The 19,063-nt window shown below is 53.9% G+C and carries 16 protein-coding genes; 10 read left to right on the plus strand and 6 right to left on the minus strand.

What is annotated here, in order from left to right; translation table 11 throughout:
* The first annotated feature begins 140 nt into the window (after positions 1–140).
* The 4 genes from ACW44H_RS03670 to ACW44H_RS03685 all read left to right on the plus strand — a co-directional run bounded on the left by ACW44H_RS03670 (position 141) and on the right by ACW44H_RS03685 (position 3,896).
* The gene (locus ACW44H_RS03670) at positions 141–1,115 is read left to right on the plus strand and encodes an AraC family transcriptional regulator (RefSeq protein ID WP_457506978.1); all 975 of its coding nucleotides are present in this window, start codon (positions 141–143) and stop codon (positions 1,113–1,115) included.
* Between the two features lie 235 nt (positions 1,116–1,350).
* Positions 1,351–3,078: a mechanosensitive ion channel family protein gene (locus ACW44H_RS03675; RefSeq protein ID WP_457506980.1), complete on the plus strand. Its 1,728-nt coding sequence runs from the start codon at positions 1,351–1,353 to the stop codon at positions 3,076–3,078.
* A gap of 93 nt (positions 3,079–3,171) precedes the next feature.
* Positions 3,172–3,462 (plus strand): type II toxin-antitoxin system HigB family toxin, encoded by a 291-nt coding sequence (locus ACW44H_RS03680; RefSeq protein ID WP_457506982.1) that lies wholly within the window; start codon positions 3,172–3,174, stop codon positions 3,460–3,462.
* A 2-nt stretch (positions 3,463–3,464) separates the two neighbouring features.
* The gene (locus ACW44H_RS03685; protein ID WP_457506984.1) at positions 3,465–3,896 is read left to right on the plus strand and encodes a helix-turn-helix domain-containing protein; all 432 of its coding nucleotides are present in this window, start codon (positions 3,465–3,467) and stop codon (positions 3,894–3,896) included.
* Between the two features lie 16 nt (positions 3,897–3,912).
* On the opposite strand, the gene ACW44H_RS03690 is transcribed toward ACW44H_RS03685, so the two are convergent.
* Positions 3,913–4,689, minus strand: coding sequence for a glutamate racemase (locus ACW44H_RS03690; RefSeq protein ID WP_457506986.1), 777 nt, complete (start codon positions 4,687–4,689; stop codon positions 3,913–3,915).
* 186 nt (positions 4,690–4,875) lie between these two features.
* Here ACW44H_RS03690 and ACW44H_RS03695 point away from each other — a divergent pair, with 186 nt between their 5' ends.
* Positions 4,876–5,631 (plus strand): alpha/beta hydrolase family protein, encoded by a 756-nt coding sequence (locus tag ACW44H_RS03695; protein WP_457506988.1) that lies wholly within the window; start codon positions 4,876–4,878, stop codon positions 5,629–5,631.
* 74 nt (positions 5,632–5,705) lie between these two features.
* Here the strand turns inward: ACW44H_RS03695 and ACW44H_RS03700 are convergent, their stop codons facing one another.
* Positions 5,706–8,849, minus strand: a complete 3,144-nt coding sequence (locus ACW44H_RS03700) for an acyl-[ACP]--phospholipid O-acyltransferase (RefSeq protein ID WP_457506990.1) — start codon at positions 8,847–8,849, stop codon at positions 5,706–5,708.
* A 102-nt stretch (positions 8,850–8,951) separates the two neighbouring features.
* On the opposite strand from ACW44H_RS03700, the gene ACW44H_RS03705 reads away from it, so the two are divergent.
* Complete coding sequence (locus ACW44H_RS03705; RefSeq protein ID WP_457506992.1) at positions 8,952–9,818, plus strand: putative RNA methyltransferase; 867 nt, start codon at positions 8,952–8,954, stop codon at positions 9,816–9,818.
* 100 nt (positions 9,819–9,918) lie between these two features.
* On the opposite strand, the gene ACW44H_RS03710 is transcribed toward ACW44H_RS03705, so the two are convergent.
* Positions 9,919–10,125 (minus strand): cold-shock protein, encoded by a 207-nt coding sequence (locus ACW44H_RS03710; RefSeq protein ID WP_007111402.1) that lies wholly within the window; start codon positions 10,123–10,125, stop codon positions 9,919–9,921.
* Positions 10,126–10,597: 472 nt separating this feature from the next.
* On the opposite strand from ACW44H_RS03710, the gene ACW44H_RS03715 reads away from it, so the two are divergent.
* Complete coding sequence (locus ACW44H_RS03715) at positions 10,598–11,503, plus strand: NAD(P)/FAD-dependent oxidoreductase (protein WP_457506994.1); 906 nt, start codon at positions 10,598–10,600, stop codon at positions 11,501–11,503.
* A 76-nt stretch (positions 11,504–11,579) separates the two neighbouring features.
* Here ACW44H_RS03715 and ACW44H_RS03720 read toward each other — a convergent pair whose 3' ends face one another.
* Positions 11,580–11,957, minus strand: a complete 378-nt coding sequence (locus ACW44H_RS03720) for an Atu4866 domain-containing protein (RefSeq protein WP_457506996.1) — start codon at positions 11,955–11,957, stop codon at positions 11,580–11,582.
* Positions 11,958–12,268: 311 nt separating this feature from the next.
* On the opposite strand from ACW44H_RS03720, the gene ACW44H_RS03725 reads away from it, so the two are divergent.
* Complete coding sequence (locus ACW44H_RS03725; protein ID WP_457506998.1) at positions 12,269–13,546, plus strand: dicarboxylate/amino acid:cation symporter; 1,278 nt, start codon at positions 12,269–12,271, stop codon at positions 13,544–13,546.
* A gap of 37 nt (positions 13,547–13,583) precedes the next feature.
* Positions 13,584–13,829, plus strand: coding sequence for a hypothetical protein (locus ACW44H_RS03730; protein ID WP_457507000.1), 246 nt, complete (start codon positions 13,584–13,586; stop codon positions 13,827–13,829).
* Positions 13,830–13,923: 94 nt separating this feature from the next.
* Here the strand turns inward: ACW44H_RS03730 and ACW44H_RS03735 are convergent, their stop codons facing one another.
* On the minus strand, positions 13,924–14,097 hold the full coding sequence (locus ACW44H_RS03735; RefSeq protein ID WP_113268771.1) for a YqaE/Pmp3 family membrane protein: 174 nt from the start codon (positions 14,095–14,097) through the stop codon (positions 13,924–13,926).
* Between the two features lie 153 nt (positions 14,098–14,250).
* On the opposite strand from ACW44H_RS03735, the gene ACW44H_RS03740 reads away from it, so the two are divergent.
* Positions 14,251–16,305: a TonB-dependent receptor family protein gene (locus ACW44H_RS03740; protein ID WP_457507002.1), complete on the plus strand. Its 2,055-nt coding sequence runs from the start codon at positions 14,251–14,253 to the stop codon at positions 16,303–16,305.
* An 87-nt stretch (positions 16,306–16,392) separates the two neighbouring features.
* On the opposite strand, the gene ACW44H_RS03745 is transcribed toward ACW44H_RS03740, so the two are convergent.
* Positions 16,393–18,966, minus strand: coding sequence for a glucose/quinate/shikimate family membrane-bound PQQ-dependent dehydrogenase (locus ACW44H_RS03745; RefSeq protein WP_457507004.1), 2,574 nt, complete (start codon positions 18,964–18,966; stop codon positions 16,393–16,395).
* Between the last annotated feature and the right edge of the window lie 97 nt (positions 18,967–19,063).

The following is a 19,063-nucleotide window of genomic DNA, read 5'->3' on the forward strand; positions in this document are numbered from 1 at the left end:
CATGGCTCCATTTTTGATTGTCGTTATTGGCGGCGGCCTCTCCGCTCACCAGTCTGCTAGACTACGTTGAGGCACTGAAAACCATAATAGCCGAGGCGCCGGTGTTGTTGTCCGATCCGCCGTGATAGAGACACAAACCCATGGATGCTGCACTTGATGTGCTGCGCATGATCCGCTTTACCGGTGGCATCTTTCTCGATGCCGAGTTCTCTGCGCCCTGGTGTGTGGTGGCGCAGGTCACTCCAGAGGATTGTCGCCCGTTCACCCCCGTGCCTGAAGGCATCCTGGCCTATCACTACGTGAGTGCCGGGCGGCTGTTGCTGCAGGTAGGCCAAGGGCTACCTGTCGCCGTACCCGCTGGGCATATCGTACTGCTGCCGCGTAACGACTCCCACCTTCTTGGTAGTGAGTTGACCGACCATCCCGTCAGCGTCGACCAACTACTTCAGCCCATGAGCGAAGGCGGATTGGCCCGGATTGTCCATGGTGGCGGCGGTGAAACGACGCGCTTGCTGTGTGGTTTTTTGTACAGTGAGACGCCCTGCGTTGCATTGATTGGTGTGCTGCCCAGCGTCATGACCTTCGATGTGGCCGAGGGGGCGGCCAGAGCGTGGATCGAAAGCTCTTTCCGTTTTGCCGCCGCGGAACTGGCTGCTGGCACAGTTCGTTCGCCAGCGCTTCTCGCCAGGCTTGCCGAGCTGCTTTTTATCGAGGCGGCGCAGCTTTACCTCTCTCGTTTGCCGCCTGAGCAGCGTGCCTGGGTGGGTGGATTGCGCGATCCCTTTGTCAGCCGAGGGCTGGCCCAGTTGCATGACTGCCCCGAACGTCATTGGACAACGCAATTGTTGGCTCGCCAAGTTGGGTTATCGCGCTCTGCCTTTGCCGAGCGCTTCACTGAGCTGGTGGGCATGCCACCGATGCGCTATCTAGCCAAGCTGCGTATGCAAGCCGCTGCCCGTCGCCTGCGTGAGTCGCTTATCCCCATCGCGCGTATCGCGTTGGAAGCGGGCTACGAGTCGGAAGCTTCCTTTAGCAAAGCGTTCAAGCGCGCATTTGGAACACCGCCCGCAGCTTGGCGACGGGAACAGCGGGTTCTGCACGAAGCCGATAGCTGAACTGTATGCTCCGACCTTAGTACAACGTTAGCAACCAAACCTAATGAGCTACGTGATGAGCTAATTGCCTGTTAGGAACATGGCTGTCGCTACACTTCGCCTTGCACCGTTAAGAAAGGTAGGCTGTAATTTGTCCTCTTAACTGACAAGGATGGCCTGTTTTAACCGGCAGGCTGGCTAAGTTAACGGCTTTTCGTTGGTAGGAAAGTGGCCCATCTCAACTAATAAGGTATGTATGAAAGCAATCAGCTCGTGGCTCGCATGGGGTTTGTTAGTACTGGCGCTGACAGTTTCCAGCCTATGCGTGGCGCAAACTCAAGGAGGAGAGAGCGAGAACCATCGATGGTTTACCGTCGATGCGTTAAACGAGGGGCTGGGTGAGCCGCCTGAAGAAGCGAATCGGGTGACACCGCGTGAGTCAATCAGAAGTTTCCTGGAACTGACGGATCAGGAAGAGTATGAAGCCGCTGCCCATATGCTCAATCTCTCTGACCTTTCAGAAGGGGAACAGCGAGAACAGGGGCGTGAGCTGGCCCGGAAGTTAGCCGAGATTTTTCAGCGCGGTGAATGGCTGAGTATTTCTGACCTGCCAGGTAGGGAGGACGCTGTTATTGAAGACTCGGCGGGCCAAAATCCCCGCGTCGGCGAGCCCCGCCGCAATATCGAGGTGTCTTCCTTAAAAGCGGACGGGGAAACCTACGATATTCGACTGGGCCGATACCGGGTGGGTGATCAGGAGCCGGTCTGGCTGATCATGCCCGTCAGCGTGTCGTATATCCCGGTGCTGTATGAGCAGTACGGTCCATCAATGTTGGAAAGTTATATCCCTGAACGCTTCCAATCATCGTTTGGCCTCCTGAGAATTTGGGAGTGGATAGCCATTCCGGTCTTTTTGCTGTTCGTAGGTATGGTCGGTTGGGGCGTTCATCGCCTAATCGGGTTGATGTCGAAATGGCTGCCTGCGGGAGTATCGACCATTTTTGCCAGTCAAATCGGCTTGCCTGCGGCGCTAATTACGATGTCGTTGATCACCCAGATGCTGCTGGATTATGTAGTGTCGTTTTCAGCAGTCGCTACAACAACATTTCGGGTTTTATTAATCAGTATCTTGGCCTGGGGGGCCGGTACGATCGCACTGCGCCTGGTGGATATCATCATGCTGCGGATGACGCGCCGATTAGTGGGCGAAATCGATGATACGAAACCACGCGACGAGCGTCGGCTACTAACCTCACTCTATGCGCTGCGCCGGGTCATTATTCTGATTACAGTGACCGGCGTCTCTATTTACATACTGGGTCAGATTCAGCTCTTTGAATCCCTTGGCCTTTCTATTCTGGCATCTGCCAGCGTGTTGGCGGTGCTGGTAGGTGTCGCAGGTCAAGCGGTGCTAGGGAATATCCTGGCGTCGTTCCAACTGTCGTTTGCCAAGCCTATTCGTATTGGCGATCTGGTGATTTTTGAAGGCCAGTGGTGCTACGTAGAAGGCATTTTTTATACCTTCATTCGTTTACGGTCTTGGGACGAGCGCCGTGTGATTGTGCCCGTTACCTACTTTACGTCGAAGCCTTTCGAGAACCTATCCGTCAAGAGCACCAAGATGTATCGGTTTTTGGAGCTCACCCTCCATTTAAGCGCTGATATTGGTCTCGTTAGGGATAAATTTATCGAATTTGCTAAAGAAGAAAGTAACGTTATCGAGCACCACAAGCTGCTGTGCTACGTGACCGGCCAAACCGGTACGGCGCAGACCGTCTCTTGTTACCTGATGACCTCAGACCCATTGTCCGGCTGGGCAGCAGAAATGAACGTCCGCGAGAAGCTAATGACTTTTATTCGTGATAACTACCCAGAATGGTGGCCCAGGGAGATCGTGGTGATTAGCCATCACGATATCGCCCGCGGCGAGCAGGCTAAGCGCCCGGAGGAAGGGGATAGTATTGAGGTGAAACCATCAGAGTAGCTGGCCGTCAAGCAGCACTGCTTTCTCGTGTATAGCAATTTGCTATTTATCGCATTTTGCTATAATATGGTTATGTAAATGAGGGTTTGGCTAGTGCATGTCATCACACAGAAGCGTATTTGGGAAGCTATAGAAGCAAACCCGAATACTGCCACTGCCCTAGAAGCATGGTATCGGCTGATGAAGTCTAATGACCCAAAAGATTTCAATGCCATGAAAGCGCTATTCCCAGCCACTGATAAAGTGGGAAACTTTCACGTTTTTGACATAGGTGGCAACAAGCTGAGGTTAATCGCTGTTGTTCATTATCAGAGTAAAAAAGTATTTATCCGCCATATCCTTGATCACAAAGAGTATGACAAGGGTAAGTGGAAAAAGGAGTGACTATGCACGCTCTCGTTGAGCAAGCGACGGAACACTGGGTTTATCTTGCCCCTCTTCTTAGCGATCCACATACCGAAGCTGAATACGATGCCCGGGTCGAGGCGCTTGATGAAATTCTTGATCTTGTCGGTGACGATGAGACACACCCACTTGCCGGCCTGACGAATCGCTTGGGTGATATCATTGAGTCCTATGATGAAGCACATCGCCCGATGCCTGAGGTGTCTGGAGGTGAGGTACTTCGCTACCTTATGCAAGAGCATGGGATAGCGCAGAGCGAGCTACCTGAAGTTGGCGCTCAATCGGTGGTGTCTGAAGTTCTCAGTGGGCGCCGCAAGCTGAACTGGCGCCAAATCTGCGAGCTTTCGGAACGGTTTGGCATCGCTACCGACTCGTTTAAAGAACCCAGGGAAAAGCTACGCGTTTTGACCTGATAAAGCCTTATGGCGCTTAGACTACCTCTAGCGGTATATCGACGCCGAACTGCTGCAGCATACGTCGGAATGTCTCAATATCATAGGTCTCGCTTTCTGTCACCAGACCTTGAATTTGGCCTGTGCCCGGCGTGCCATCGCCTAATCCAGCGACAATCGATTCGGCGGGGTCGAGGAATTGGCAACTGGGTCTCGCCGCTTCAAAGAAGGAGCGAAGCCATGGTAAATGCGTGCTGGAAAGTGTCAGCGTGTCGATATCGGGGTGCTGCCGGAAGACGCCATCGATAAAAGTAGTGACCGCTTTCTGCGTCGCTTTTGGGTCGAATAGAAAGGCACCATTCTCGACAAGCTCCACCATGGACGAAGCATTGATCAGGCTGACATTCTCCGGGTGGGGTGCATGGCGAGCGATGAACTGCTTGAGCGGCGCGCTTTCGATGAGTGAATGCACCCCCATGATGCCGACCTTGCCGCTCGCCGACATAGCGAGTGCTTCTTCGATGGGCGGGTAGACGCCGAACAATGGCACCAAGGTGCTTTGGCGAACGTCATCCAGCACCATGATAGACGGTGCGTTCGATGCGATGACGATGGCAGAGGGTGCATAGCCCTCAAGAAAACGCAGTGTGCGATGCATGACAGCGAGTAGCTCTTCACGCCCTTTGCTCCCATAAGGAAAGCTAGCCCGATCAGCGAAATAAACAATATCCTGTTTGGGAAGACGCTTATGTATCTCGGCAACAATGGCATAGCTGCCAATGCCAGCGTCGAAAACAGCGATTGGCTGGTGCATAGTAATATCCTGGGTGTCGACTAAAGTCTAGTGATCCATAATATTCTAATGCGATGGAAGCGTCATTTTTAGCTACTATGCTAGTTAAACTTTATACGATGCTGGGGCACGGCATCGCATAAATTCGAAATGAATGAATAGCATGGTGATGGCAGAGAAATTTATGGTGAATGAGTGGTTGTCTAAATGTCGTTAAATATTGTGCAGCGTTTGCTGCCCGGCTGGGGCGTTACTTATGGCCCACCGGGCGATGACTCTTTTCCAGCCGTCATGTTGTTGCATGGTTCTGAAGGCGCATGGGCGGGGTGGAGCCATCGTGATGCGATGCTATTCGCCCCCCATGGCTTCCTGGCGTTCCCTTATGGCTACTCAAGCGGCGGTAATGCATGGAATGCGGGGCATATTATCGATTACCCACTGGATCGCAGCGTGGAGGCATTTAAAGCCCTACGGGAATTCCAGTTCGCTGATAAGCGAGTAGGGCTTTATGGTATTTCACGCGGCGCCGAGCATGCGTTATTGCTCGGCTCACTGATGGCAGGAGATAAGATCGAAGGTATGCCTGATGCCATTGCCGCGCATAGCCCGCCCGATGCTGTGTGCGGTGCCTTTGATGCACGTAGCTTTCGCGATGAGGGTGACCTGGGCTGGCAAGCCTGGGACGTCAGCAAGCGCGCCTGGACATGGCGTGATAGTCACGAAGGCTTGCTGCCGACCACAACAATAGAGATCGAACGCTACCTAGGGCCGCTACTACTTTCCCATGGCACCAAAGACCGAATGTGGTCGGTGGAAATGACCAAACGCCTGGAACAACGCCTGCGCGAGCATGGCCGCGCCCCGGAAGTTCACTACTACGAAGGTGAAGATCATATACCTAGTAGCTCAGGGCAGAATAAGCACTATGGGCTGCTGCTAGATTTCTTTTCAAAACACCTGTAAGTCACTGTTCCTCATTTTTCCATCCAAAAAGCCCATCTCGGTAGCTAAGAGGTATGGCGAAAAGAATATCTGCTCTAGGCTTTAGTCAGGGTTAAAAAGCCATCTTCATCAATAAAACCTTTATCCCCCGTTATGTACCAGCGGTGACCACCGATCTCGTGGAGCGCCTTGGCCGTGCAGTTGGGGTCATTGAGATACCCCTGCATAATTTGCGGGCCGCTAATCAATATCATGCCGGCCTCGCCGGTCGGCAGCTCTTCAAAGCTGTCGGGGTCGACGGTTTTGAAGCTGGTGCCGGGCAGCGGCATGCCTACGGAGCCTGGCTTGCTGCCGTGCTGGATCTGCTGGTAATGAGCGCCCATTGCATCGGGAAGATTCACCGAAGCCACGGGGGCAATTTCGGTAGCGCCGTAGCCTTCATATATTGATTTGTGGAATTTAAGGGCAAAGCTGGTACGCACGTTTTCATCGAGCTTCTCGGCCCCAGCAACTACTATCCTCAAGCTTTGCAGCATCAGTGGATGCACCTTTTGACTGCGTACAAAAAGGCGCAAAAAGCTTGATGTGCCGAACATGATGGTAGCCTTGTGCTTGGCAATTGCGCCCGCGATGCCGGGAGCATCGGAGGGGGCGGCATGGCACACCAGCGGCAGCCCTTCAATCAGCGGTAGCAGTTGGGTGATCGTGAAGCCAAAGGCATGGAATAGCGGCAGTGAGCCCATTACAACGTCGTTGCTCTGGGTATTGAGCACGTCGGAGGTCTGCTTGATATTGGCCATCAAGTTACGGTGGCTCAGCATTACGCCCTTGGGTTCGCCTTCGCTTCCGCTTGAGAACAGGATGGCGGCGGTGGCGCCGGCATCGCGAGCGTGGCAGAAGCAGCGCTGTAGTAGCCACGTCGGCAATACTCTCACCGCAAGCCAGGTACTCAAGCGCTCAGCGCGGCCAATTGTGGTTTGCAGGTCTTCTAAAAAGACCATCTGCTTACCGTGAAGTAATTGGCTAACGTCGAGCCCGCGCTGCTCGAGCTTCTTCACAAAGCGTGGTGAGGTGAAGACGGTAGCAATTTCCGCCTGGGAAAGGGCAGAGGAGAGCGCTTCTTGGTCGGCGGTATAATTAAGATTCACCACCGTTTTTCCCGCCAGCAGCGTAGCCATATTGGCGACAACCCCGGCGCTGCTGGTAGGTAGCAGTAGGCCAACGTTCTGACCGGGGTTGAGCTTGCGAACACGCTTTGCCATCAACAGGCTGGCAGTGAGCGCTTGGCTTGCGTTGAATGTGCGGCCCAGGGTATCGGCCAGGGCAAGGTCGCTAGGGCGGCGCTTAACGCTCTGAATCCAGGCGTTGGGTAGCGAGGGTAGATCGTTCATGGCTTTCTGCCAAGATCGGGTAGCCTGCTCAAAAATACGCCGTTTAAGCACGTCGGCGGGGGTATCCTTGGGTAGCGGCTTGCCAAAGGCGACCACTACCGAGCGGTGCAGTGGTGCATTGCGCAGCTCTTTAAGCTTGCTGGATGAGCGGGAAAATTGGCTGCCCCAGAGGCCGCGCAGGTAGAACGGTACGATTTTGACGTCTGGGTTAGCCATTTCACAGGCGCGCTGATAGCCGCGGCGGAATTCGCCTAGCTGGCCAGTGCGGCTAATCGCCCCTTCAGGAAACAGGCATACCACTTCGCCTGCGTTGAGCTGTTCCGCCACATCGGCCAGGGCTTTTTCGGCCCCGCTGCCGCGCTCGATAGGAATACACCCCAAGGCTTTGAAGAACCAGCGTAGGTACCAACGCTGGTAAACCGATCTGAGCATTACAAAGCGCACCGGGCGGGGGCTGGCGATCTGGACCATGGCCCAATCCACCCAGCTGATATGGTTGCCCAATAGCAGCACTCCGCCCTGGGCAGGCAGGTTCTGCAAGCCATGGACGTCTACCCGGTAGCGTCGGGTCAGCAAGAAACTCAATAGAAAGCGCACCAAGCTTTGGGGCAGCTTAACAATGGTGTAACCACCGCCCACCATGGCTACGGTAGCAATGAGTAGCAGTAGGTAGTGGCTATTCACTCCCGCCAACGCGAACAGCGCCGTGAGCACCAAAAAGCCCAGCATGGCGATGTTTTGAATCCAGTTGTTGGCGGCCAGCACGGTGCCTAGCTCGTTGTCGGCGGCGTGAAACTGAATCAGCGCATTAAGCGGCACGATGAAAAGCCCACCCATGATGCCGATAAAAACAAAGTTCAGCGCTTGGCTTACGGGTGTGGTTAACAGCGGCAGACACCATAAACCCACGGCTACCCCAATTGCGCCAACGGGGATCAAGCCGGTTTCAATGCGGTTGTGGGAAAGTTTGCTGGCGAATAGGGAACCAAGCGCAATCCCGATGCCGCTAGCGGCGAGAATGCCCTGGGGCACCAAGGTATTATTGATACTGAGGGCGTCTTTGGCGTAAGCGGGAAAAGCCGCCAACAGCACTTGGCCCACTGACCAAAAGGTGGCAAGGCCGATAATGGAGAGCCTGATGACAGGCTGGTGAGCGATAATCCGCAGGTTGTCTTTTAGGGCAGTGCCCTTGATGTAACGCTGCCAGGTCAGCGGTAACTCTGACCGAATGGTGTTATCAAGCGGAAGGCGGTAAAGCGCCACCACCTGGAGAGCGCTATTGAGCACCAGCAGCCAGCCCAGCGGGGCTATTTGGCGCAACAGCTGCGCTGGGGTTTGATCTTGCGGTGAGACCCAGGTTTCAAATAGCGCGGTAAACGCCACGGTGCCCGCTAGAATGGCGCCAATCGTAACCGCCTGGATCAGCCCGTTGGCTTCCGCCAAATGCGGCTTGCCGAAGAGTCCTTTTACCAAGCCGTATTTGGCCGGTGAGTAAAAGGCCGATTGAATCGCCAGCAGCAGCGTCATGGAAAAGGCCAGCCAGAACCAGCCTTGGTAGTAGGCGGCGGTGATGCCCAGTGAGACCACGACGGCGGCCCAGGCCGATGTGCGCAGAATGCGTACTTTGGGATAGCTGTCAGCCACATGGCCCGCCGGGCTAAACAGTAAAATAAACGGCAGCAGGATAAGTCCGTTGACCAGTGCGGTGAGCACGACCTGTGCTTCGCCATCGTAGCTTTTGAAGATCGTGTTCTGAATGACGATCTTGTGGCCTAGATCCACAAAGACATTGAGAAAAATAGCGATCAAGTAAGGCCAAGCGCTCGGAATGCGCAGCAGTCGATGCATGATGTGTTAGCCTTTAGGATGTTTTAGCGTCATAGCACTCTCTAAACCGAATTTTCTTAGCAACATCCTATCTACTATCTCTTAATCAACGATGAAGCGTCTATGAGCATTACCCCTTTTCAAGCACTGGCGTGCCCGCTAGATGGCGAGCCGTTACATGTAGCGGGCAACACATGGCGCTGTGCTGCAGGGCATAGTTTTGATATTGCCAAGCAGGGCTACGTTAATTTACTGCCTGTGCAGCAGAAGCGCTCCCACGACCCTGGTGATAGCAAGGCGATGGTCGCTGCGCGGCAGCGCTTTTTAGACGCAGGTCATTATCAGCCTATTGCGGAGGCGGTTAGTAACGCCGTGTTGAGCCATGCCGAGGTACAAGCGGTGGGCAACCCGCCATTTAGCTGCCTGGATGCCGGCTGCGGTGAAGGTTACTACCTTCGCCAATTAGTTGATGCGGCGACTGACACGCAGCCACTTTCTTTGATGGGACTGGATATCTCTAAATGGGCGGTATTGGCCGCAGCAAAGCAGGATGCTAAACAGATGCCGCTAAGTAGTTGGGTCGTGGGCAGCAATGCGCACTTGCCGGTGCAAACGGGAACGTTGGATAGCGTGCTGTGTATGTTTGGCTTTCCAGTGGTAAGCGAGTTTGCTCGTGTGCTGAAAACCGAAGGCGTACTACTGCAGGTTGAAGCGGGGACTAATCACTTGAGGGAGCTGCGGGAGGTTATCTATCCCACGTTAAAACCTGAACGCTCGACTGAGACAGAGGTGCCGGAAGGCTTTACTCACCATAGCAGGGAGAGAGTCAGCTACTCGCTTGCACTAAACGGAAGTGAGGAAATTGCCGATCTGTTGGCGATGACGCCGCATCTTTATCGAGCCAGCGCTGAGGGTCGTGCTCGCGCAGCGGCTCTTGATGTGCTGAACGTGACAGTGGATGTGCATGTGGCGCAGTGGCGACGCCTTTAGTCGCTTTTAAACGCAACAAGGCCCGCATAAGCGGGCCTTGTTATCCGAACCTCGGAAGGTTCGAGCAAATTCTTAAGCGCTATGTCTTAGAGACTTAGACTTAGGAAATTTGCTTGATGTTTGAAGCCTGAAGGCCTTTCTTACCCTGGGTAACGTCAAAAGAAACGTTAGCGCCTTCTTGCAGGGTTTTGAAGCCGTCTGCTTGAATTTCAGAGAAATGGGCAAACAGGTCATCGCCGCCGTCAGAAGGAGCAATAAAACCGAAGCCTTTAGTATCGTTGAACCACTTAACTGTGCCAGTAGACATAGTAAAAATCCTTTCGCGCAAAGCGCTTTGTAAAGTTCCTGGTATCACCCAGATTAATAGCGGATAAAACAAGGAATACAATTACAGGCTTGCCGAAAGATCTCGTACACGTCTATCTCGTACATTTCTAAATCTTTTTCGTACACTTCTGAAACCATGCTGCTTGCTAACCAACTGCACCTACAATGTCACGAATTGTATCGCTCGTCAATGCTTTTGTTGTTTGTTTTCTAAAGCCGCGGTTATAGACCCTTCTAATACCCATTTCTTTCCAAGGCGAATTTTATGCAGGGGCTTTAACGAAGCCTTACCGGCAGGGAAAAATAGCGAGACCCACTAGCCTAGACAACTTATGTTCTATTTATCAGCGCAATACGGCATCGCTTACGGGTTGATCTACACTTCTTAGTCACGACGCATTTCCTACTTAACCAGAACGGACACTACGCACTCAAGGATTAGAGGGCAAACAATGACTTATGATGTGGCCATAGTGGGCGGAAGCTACGCAGGCATGGCAGCTGGACTACAGTTAGCGCAGACACGCCGGAAGGTGGTAGTGGTTGATGCCGGGCAGCCTCGTAATCGCTTTGCGTCACATTCGCGGGGGTTTTTAACCCAGGATGGCAAGCCGCCTAGAGAAATAGCAGCTGCAGGCTATGCAGAGTTAGCGCAGTACTCAACGGTTGAATGGCGCAAAGGCCATGTCGAAACGATTACCGGTCAAAAGGATGATTTTACACTGTTGCTGGCCAGCCAGCAGGGGGTGAATGAGCGTATCTACGCAAGGCGTATTATTCTCGCAGCGGGTGTCGGCGATCGGCTTCCCAACATGCCGGGAATAGCCGAATTATGGGGGACTCGTGTTTTCCATTGTCCTTACTGCCATGGTTTTGACCTGAACGGCGGGCGAATTGGCGTACTGGCCTCCTCTGATTTCGCAATGCACTTGGCAATACTGCTACCCGACTGGGGGGAAACAACACTTTTTCTGAACGATGCTTTTGAACCCAATATGACTCAGTTGGAAAAGCTCAATGAACGTAGCACCCATATTGAGCGGGGCGCCGTTGAACGGTTAACTGATGAAGGTGAGAGCGTGGGCTTGGTAATGGCAGATGGCCGCATGTTTTCGTTAGCGGGCCTGTTTATCGTGACTGAAACCGATCCCAGCCAATTGGCGATTCGGTTAGGGTGTGAGCTTGAAGTGACGCCATTGGGACGGGTGGTAAAAATCAATGCTTCCAAGGCCACATCGGTACCTGGTGTGTTCGCGTGTGGCGATATAGCCCGGCCCGTGGGCAATGTGTCGTTGGCGGTCAGTGATGGTGCGTTAGCCGGACAGGCAGCCCACCACTCACTGGTCTTCGGTCATTAAGCGAAGTGTGAGAGCCTTCGCCCATCCGCCCGTGGGATCAGCGGCGATTGCGCTGCTTTACATCATCGTCGTGGTTTTAGCGGGGCGAAATGAGAGATGGCTCCTGGCGATATAGCACCATGCCACCGTGATAGAGCACGTCATCTATAAATTCACCATCAGCGGTAAAGCCGGTGTCATCCCAGTATTCAATATAGTTATCGGTTAACCGATAGCGCCCTTGGTAAGCGCTTTCGCGTTCGCCGCGCGCCTCGTCGTATCGGTTATTGGGCAACAGCTCATGGCGAATTCGGCCATCTTTGGTTACCCATATGCCCACGTAGGGATGCTCAGCCATCGCATCATCTCCTGTATCAGGAAGTGTTTGCGCAGCAGTGATCGCTGGCGACAGAGTGATAATGCCAGCGATGACCAGCTCACGTTTCCAGTAGATGGGAAGGTTAGTCTCTTGCATGTTTAATGCCTCGTGCTAAACGTCACGCTCGGCAAGTCACTCGAGCGTGATGCATGCGGAGTTGCAGTCGCCATGTAATCATCCTTCTGTTTATGACTAGTGAGGGAGATTAACCAGTGGCAGCAAAAGCCAATAGACGCAATCCTGCTACATGTTTGCCTAATCCTGTCGTGTTTAGAACAGGGCGGGTGATCTAGGGTTAAACAACAGGATTTACGTCCATCGGCGACGGAAGTGCGCAGCATGCGGCAAGCTGGTACACACTGCCCAGATGGCAAAGTACGTTTTTACATCGAACCGTAGGGACTTAGATGACACGGATATGGAAGGTCTATTCTCAGGCGTCATTGATTTTACGCATCACTATCGCTCTGGTGCTGGGCGTTGTGGTTGGGCTGGCTGGTGGTGAGCCGGTAGCGGTTTGGTTGGCGCCGTTGGGGGATTTACTCCTTCGGCTGCTCACATTTCTAATTGTTCCTATTGTGCTGTTTACGCTGATGGTGGGGGTTAACCAATCACGGGAGGGTAGCGCAGGGCGCATTGGTGGCAAGGTATTTGGCTACTATTTGGCCTCATCGGCATTGGCGATCATGGTGGGTTTGACCATCGCAACACTGTTTAACCCCGGTAGCGGAATGAGGCTGGAGGAGGAGGCCAGCTTCTCGGTGCCGGATAACCCCGGCGTTGTCGATGCGCTGCTTAATATCGTGCCCGACAATATTATCGGTGCGTTTGTCGAACTCAATATGCTGGGTATTATTTTTACGGCGTTAGTGTTCGGCATTGCGCTGCTGAAAATGCGCCAGTCGCAACACCAGCAAGCCATGGGGGAACGGCTGTTTGGCGTGATTGAAGCGCTCAATGCGGTCACCTTAAAAGTGATGTCGGGGGTGCTGCACTATGTACCTATTGGGGTATTTGCGATTGTCGCTGAAACGGTAAGTCAGCAGGGGCTGGAAACGCTGCTGTCGTTGGGCGACATGGTGGTCGTACTGTATTTCGCACTAGCCACGCATTTGCTGATTTATTGCGGCATTATGCGCCTGTTTGGCGTCAAGCTTCGCACCTTCTTCCGTGAGGCAAGAACCCCCATGGCAACGGCGTTTGCCACCCAAAGTAGTTCAGGCACGCTGCCCCTCACTATTAATGCCGCTCACCGCCTGGGAATTTCCAAAAGCATTTATGGCTTTAGCCTGCCACTTGGAGCTACCTTGAATATGGATGGGGCGGCGATTCGCATCGCGATTTCGGCGGTCTTTGCAGCCAACGTGATAGGGGCGCCGTTGGATTTCATCAGCATGGTGCAGATAGTGCTGATTGGGACGCTGGTGTCAGTGGGCACGGCCGGGGTGCCAGGGGCTGGGATCATTATGATCGCGACCGTATTTGCCCAAGTCGGCCTGCCAATCGAGACCGTTGCGCTGTTGACTGCCATCGATGCGCTGGTAGGAATGGGGGCTACCGCGTTAAACGTGACAGGCGATCTAGTCGGTACCTCGGTCATTGCTCGAAGCGAGGGCGAAGAGTTGAGAGAGACCACTTCGGAAGACGCCACCGCCACGGTAAACACCTCCATAATAAAAGAGTAGCGAACAAGCATCATCGATTTACAAGGGAGCTCTCATAGTGAATGGTCAAGAACTCACCTATTTGAACCGTGCCATCGAACTGGCCGAAGAGGCCCTTGAAGCGGGCGATGAGCCCTTTGGTAGTGTGCTAGTCAGTGCTGAAGGGGACGTGTTGGCAGAGGATCGTAACCGCATTGCTGGCGGTGACGCTACTCAGCATCCTGAGAAGGTAGATGGCCCGGTAGCAGGGTTAGATGCAAGGGTTCACGCGCTGCATCAGCGTCGACACACCGGACGGGGCTAGTGGCACAAAAAAGCCGCCTAGTTATTTACCTAGACGGCTTTTCATATCACTAATTCTCAAACCATTAATTCAGCAGCTTCAATTTCATTAACCGCTAGTGCTTCAAAATCACATAAAACGCATGAATGATGCCCGGTATGAAGCCAAACAGTGTGAGGAGAATATTCAGCCAAAAATGTCCTTTAAAACCAACCTCGAAAAATACGCCGAGTGGGGGAAGGATAACGGCAAAAATCATCTTGATTGGATCAGTCGCTGTGAACGCCATGAAGCCTCCTTTGCTTTCAGGGGTTTAACTTGTACAAGTGTAGGCACTGCCAAAATAATTTTCCATGCCTTGGCGAATTAACTGAGACTCGCCAACTATAAAATCGTTCAATTCCACTATTATTTCCGGTGTAACCCGTCTGGGAGGGAGCCCATGTTGAAAGTATCCAATACATCTCTTTGTTTAATATGCTGCTTTGTGTCAGGTCAAAGTTGGGCTCAGGAGAGTCCGGTGAATGACAACACTTTAGCTACGTTAGAAGTGACCGCGCCGCGTTTGTCACGAGAGCTTTACGCCACCCCTGCAGCCGTTTCCACACTCGACCGTGAAGCGATTGCGCAAGGCCAGCAGCGCGTGCGATTGGATGAGTCGCTGGTGCGGGTGCCAGGCGTGTTCCTTCAAAACCGTGACAACTTTGCCCAAGGCCAGCGAATCTCTATCCGCGGCTTTGGCGCTCGCGCGCCGTTTGGCGTGCGCGGTATTACTGTGATGGTCGATGGTATTCCTTACACGCTGCCCGATGGCCAGGCGCAGTTAGATGCTATCGACTTGGACAGTGCAGAGCGTATTGAAGTCATCCGCGGGCCCTCTTCGGTGCTCTATGGCAATGCGGCGGGTGGGGTAATTGATATCACCACCGCCGATGGGCGTGATAACCCTGGTACTAGCGTTCGTGCCGGGGTGGGAAGCGATGGCTATCGCAAGGCGGTCGTACAAACCGGGGGCGCCCAAGGCGATTGGTCGCACCATGTAAGCCTCTCGGCGCTCAATGTGGATGGCTACCGGGAGCAGAGCTCCACAGAGAAGTATCTATTGAATGCCAAGCTGCGACGCGAATTAGGTAGCGACAGAGCCTTAACCGCGATTATCAATCTGCTTGAGAATCCTCGTTCTGAAGATCCCGGTGCGCTGAATGCGAGTGAAGTGTCGAGTGGTCGTGATCAGGCGGCCCCGAACTCTTTGGCGCTTGATGCAGGGCAGAATGTAGATCAACAGCTTCTTGGTTTGCAGTACGAAGATTTATCCGTTGGTACTGGCGAATTTTACCTAAAAGGCTTTGTTGCCCAGCGTGATTTTGAACAACAGTTGCCCTATGTGGGCGATAGCCGCATCGGCTATCAGCGTGACTATCTGGGCGCGAGTGCTGAGTACCATCATGAAGTCAGCCTAGGTAGCATGCCGCTGAGTTATATCACGGGTGTTGATTTGGCCCACCAAGACGATGAGCGCTTTCGTAACGATGTAAGCGGTCAAGGCGTTGTCGGCGAGCAGGTGGCTGAAGAGACCCAAACGGCAACCTCGGCTGGGGTCTTTGCCCAGGGTGACTTGGCCTTGACCGATCAAGTAACGCTTTCGCTTGGCGCACGCTTTGACCGAGTGGAATTAGAAGTGGAGGATCGTTATCTGGACGATGGCGATCAAAGCGGTGAGCAAACCTTTGACGAGTGGAGTGGCTCAGCAGGCCTGAGTTACCGTTATCGCCCGCAGCATCAGGCTTATATCAATACTGGCACGGCATTTGAAACCCCCACGTTCTCAGAGTTTGCAAACCCAGCGGGCGGTGGTTTTAACCCGATGGTTGAGCCACAAAAGGCATGGAACCGAGAAGTAGGGCTACGTGGCTATGTTGAGCCGTTGGCTATGGATTACGACTTGGCGTTGTTTTCAGTGCGCGTGCGCGATGAGCTTGTGCCTTACGAAGAGGAAGGTGGTGGGCGCACATTCTACCAAAATGCGGGGGATACCGACCGAGACGGCATTGAGCTGGCGCTAGGTTGGCAGTTGGCCGATCAGTGGCGGTTGGATAGCGCCCTAACGCTGGCGCGCTACGAATTTGATGAATTTGCCACACCGACGGAGAGCTTTGGTGGTAATCGTATCCCCGGCCTGCCCGAGCAAACCTGGGTTAATTTGTTAACCTGGGAGGGGATTGATGAGCGCTTTGCGACGCTGGAAACCCAGTACGTGGGCGATATGGTCGCAGACAACGCCAACGAGACAGAGGTCGATAGCTATTGGCTGGTGAATCTGCGCGTGGGAGATGGTTGGCAGTTGGGCAGCGATACGCGGCTAAATGCGTATGTTGGCGTCCGCAACCTGTTTGATGAAGAACACTACGCCAACGTGCGCTTGAACGGTACCTATGGTCGCTTTTATGAATCCGCGCCAGGGCGCAGTGTGTATGGCGGGTTAGAGGTGAGTTTCTAAGCGGTAGGTTAATAAAACAGATGAAAAAACGGGCGGCCCATCATGTGGGCCGCCCGTTCTCGTTGGTGACGCTACTAGGTCGCTCGGTTACTCAGGCAGCGCGTAGCCAATCACATAGTCCCCCATCTTGGTGCCAAAGGTGCCGTGGCCGCCCGCGGTGACCACCACGTACTGTCGACCGTCTTCGCCAGTGTAAGTCATTGGCGTGGCTTGGCCGCCTGCAGGCAGGCGAGCTTTATACAGCTCCTCGCCGGTAGTGATGTCGTAACCGCGTAAGTACTGATCCAGCGTGCCGCTCAAGAACGACACACCACCAGCGGTAGTCACCGGGCCGCCCAATGCAGGAACACCTACCTTCAAACCAATCGGCAGATCGAACGGCATGCTGTCACGGGTCGTGCCATTGCGGTGTTTCCACACTACCTCGGCACTTTGTAAGTCGATACCGGCCACATCGCCCCAGGAAGGCGCTTGGCAGGGCAGGCCGAGCACGGAAAGAAGTGGTCCCAGCTCTACTGCATAGGGAGCGCCTGCGTTAGGCTGCAACCCTTGTTCGCTGGCCGAGCCTTGTCCTTCTTCTACCTCTTCACGAGGCACCAGCGTGGAAATAAACGCCAAGTACTTAGCACCGGTGAACAACGCTTGACGCTCGGGGTCAACCGCGACCCCACCCCAATTCATGACACCGACATTGCCCGGGTAGACAATACTGCCTTCCAGCGAAGGCGGTGTGTATTGGCCCTCGTAGCGCAACGAGTTGAACTGAATGCGGCACATCATCTGGTCAAACGGTGAGGCGCCCCACATATCGCGTTCGGTGAGTGGCGGTGGCAGCAGGTTAAGCGCTGAACGTGGCTGTGTTTCAGCCGTCCAGTCGCCTTCCACAGCGCCTTGTGGAGCAGGCACCTCTTCGATGGGTACAATGGGCTCACCGGTTTCACGATTCAATACATACAGGCTGCCCTGCTTGGTCGGTTGAATAACGGCGGGCTGGGTACCGTTATTGGTGGCAAGGTCAATTAGCACCGGTTGGGCGGGTGAATCCATATCCCACAGGTCGTGATGGACAAACTGATAAACCCACTCTACCTGACCATCTTCCAGGTTAAGTGCCACCAGACCTGCGCTATAGGTTTCATCGTTTTCGCTACGGTTAGCGCCAAACTGATCAGGTGTCGCGTTGCCCATGGGCAGGTAAACCATACCGAGCTCTTCATCCACACTGATGGGCGCCCAGACGTTAGGTGAGTTACGCGTATAGGTTTCGCCTTCGGCTAGCGGCTCGGTGTCGTCAGGGTTGCCGCTATCCCAGTTCCACACCAGCTCACCAGTATGTACGTCAAAGGCGCGGATAACGCCGGAAGGCTCATCGACAGAGCTGTTGTCGGTAACGTGGCCGCCTAAAATGACCAGATTTTCAGTCACGGTAGCGGGGGAGGTGGAGTAATAGCCGCCAGGATCGAAGTCGCCAATATTATTGGTCAAGTCGACTTCGCCATTCTCTCCAAAACTCGTACACCGCTCACCTGTGTCGGCATTTAGAGCAATTAAACGTGCATCCGCCGTGGGCAGGTAAAGCCTGCGTGGGCACATGACGTCGGTTTCACTGAGCATGGGCTGCGTATCGCTTTCTTCTTCAACACCAAACAGCAGTGACAGGAAGGAAAGGTCGAGGCTGAAAATATCACTATCATTGAAGATATCGAAAGAGAGCGCTGTGTCACTCGTCGACGCACTGCCATCCGCTGATTCGTTAGCGTCTGGGGCTGCGGAGTCTGTGGCTTTGGAATCTGGGGCTGTGGAAGCTGGGTCTGTGGAATAGTTAGCCGCATCGTAGTAGGCGAGGCCGCGGCAGGTCATATGTGCCCAAAGGGAGAAGTCCTCTGCACCCATGGTGCTAACTTCCGGGTCGAACGACCATTGGGTCTCACCGGTTTCCGGTGATAGCGCCATGGCGCGGCTATGCGAGGTGCAGATATAAAGGCTGCCGTTTACTTTTAGCGGCGTATTTTGGTTGGTAATTTCAGGGGGCGCATTAGGACCAGCCGCGTCGCCGGTTTGAATACGCCATATCTCTTCCAATTCGCCGATGTTGTCAGGCGTAATCTGATTAAGTGAAGAGTAATGGGTGCCAGCGTTGGTACCGCCATAGGCAGGCCAGTCATCACCCGATACTTGAGCAGGGTTAACGTCGCTAGCCTCTTCACTGGCGTTGGAAATGGTGCCTTCAATCGTCCCTGGATCGCTAAACTGACTAGCGATGGCAACAATAATGGCTGCCACAATACTGCCTGACAGTGCCAAGCTGCCACCACGTGAATGAAGCGGCTTACGCCACCAGGGGAGCAGCATGATGATCCCGATTAAACAGGGAATCGCAACGCGCGGTACCAACTGCCACCAGTCCAGGCCGACCTCCCAGAGTGCCCAAACCAACGTAGCAAATAAAATGAGCGCATATAGCCAGAGAGCTGCGCCGCGACGCATGGCGAGTAAAACACCGCTGGCGATAACGCCTATGCCGGCAATTAAGTAGTAAGCACTGCCACCTAAGCTAACCAGCTTGCCGCCACCTATGACCAAGGCAAGGCCCGCCGCTACTAGCAAAAGGCCGAGCAGCAACGGTGGCCATTTGCAGCGCGTACGAGAGTGTTCGTCCATGAGATAATCCCTATTTAACAACGAATTAATGCCACTTTACGTTGGCCGATAAGCAGCGCTTTTAAAAACGTGCCCTAACCAATCGACAAAGCCGATG

Source organism: Vreelandella sulfidaeris Esulfide1 (genome assembly GCF_054072535.1).

Excerpts from the sequence above, each read along its gene's own strand:
- ACW44H_RS03670 (WP_457506978.1), top strand. The coding sequence starts at position 141 with ATGGATGCTGCACTTGATGTGCTGCGCATGATCCGCTTTACCGGTGGC.
- ACW44H_RS03675 (WP_457506980.1), top strand. The coding sequence starts at position 1,351 with ATGAAAGCAATCAGCTCGTGGCTCGCATGGGGTTTGTTAGTACTGGCG.
- ACW44H_RS03685 (WP_457506984.1), top strand. The coding sequence starts at position 3,465 with ATGCACGCTCTCGTTGAGCAAGCGACGGAACACTGGGTTTATCTTGCC.
- ACW44H_RS03690 (WP_457506986.1), bottom strand. The coding sequence starts at position 4,689 with ATGCACCAGCCAATCGCTGTTTTCGACGCTGGCATTGGCAGCTATGCC.
- ACW44H_RS03695 (WP_457506988.1), top strand. The coding sequence starts at position 4,876 with ATGTCGTTAAATATTGTGCAGCGTTTGCTGCCCGGCTGGGGCGTTACT.
- ACW44H_RS03700 (WP_457506990.1), bottom strand. The coding sequence starts at position 8,849 with ATGCATCGACTGCTGCGCATTCCGAGCGCTTGGCCTTACTTGATCGCT.
- ACW44H_RS03705 (WP_457506992.1), top strand. The coding sequence starts at position 8,952 with ATGAGCATTACCCCTTTTCAAGCACTGGCGTGCCCGCTAGATGGCGAG.
- ACW44H_RS03710 (WP_007111402.1), bottom strand. The coding sequence starts at position 10,125 with ATGTCTACTGGCACAGTTAAGTGGTTCAACGATACTAAAGGCTTCGGT.
- ACW44H_RS03715 (WP_457506994.1), top strand. The coding sequence starts at position 10,598 with ATGACTTATGATGTGGCCATAGTGGGCGGAAGCTACGCAGGCATGGCA.
- ACW44H_RS03720 (WP_457506996.1), bottom strand. The coding sequence starts at position 11,957 with ATGCAAGAGACTAACCTTCCCATCTACTGGAAACGTGAGCTGGTCATC.
- ACW44H_RS03725 (WP_457506998.1), top strand. The coding sequence starts at position 12,269 with ATGACACGGATATGGAAGGTCTATTCTCAGGCGTCATTGATTTTACGC.
- ACW44H_RS03735 (WP_113268771.1), bottom strand. The coding sequence starts at position 14,097 with ATGGCGTTCACAGCGACTGATCCAATCAAGATGATTTTTGCCGTTATC.
- ACW44H_RS03740 (WP_457507002.1), top strand. The coding sequence starts at position 14,251 with ATGTTGAAAGTATCCAATACATCTCTTTGTTTAATATGCTGCTTTGTG.
- ACW44H_RS03745 (WP_457507004.1), bottom strand. The coding sequence starts at position 18,966 with ATGGACGAACACTCTCGTACGCGCTGCAAATGGCCACCGTTGCTGCTC.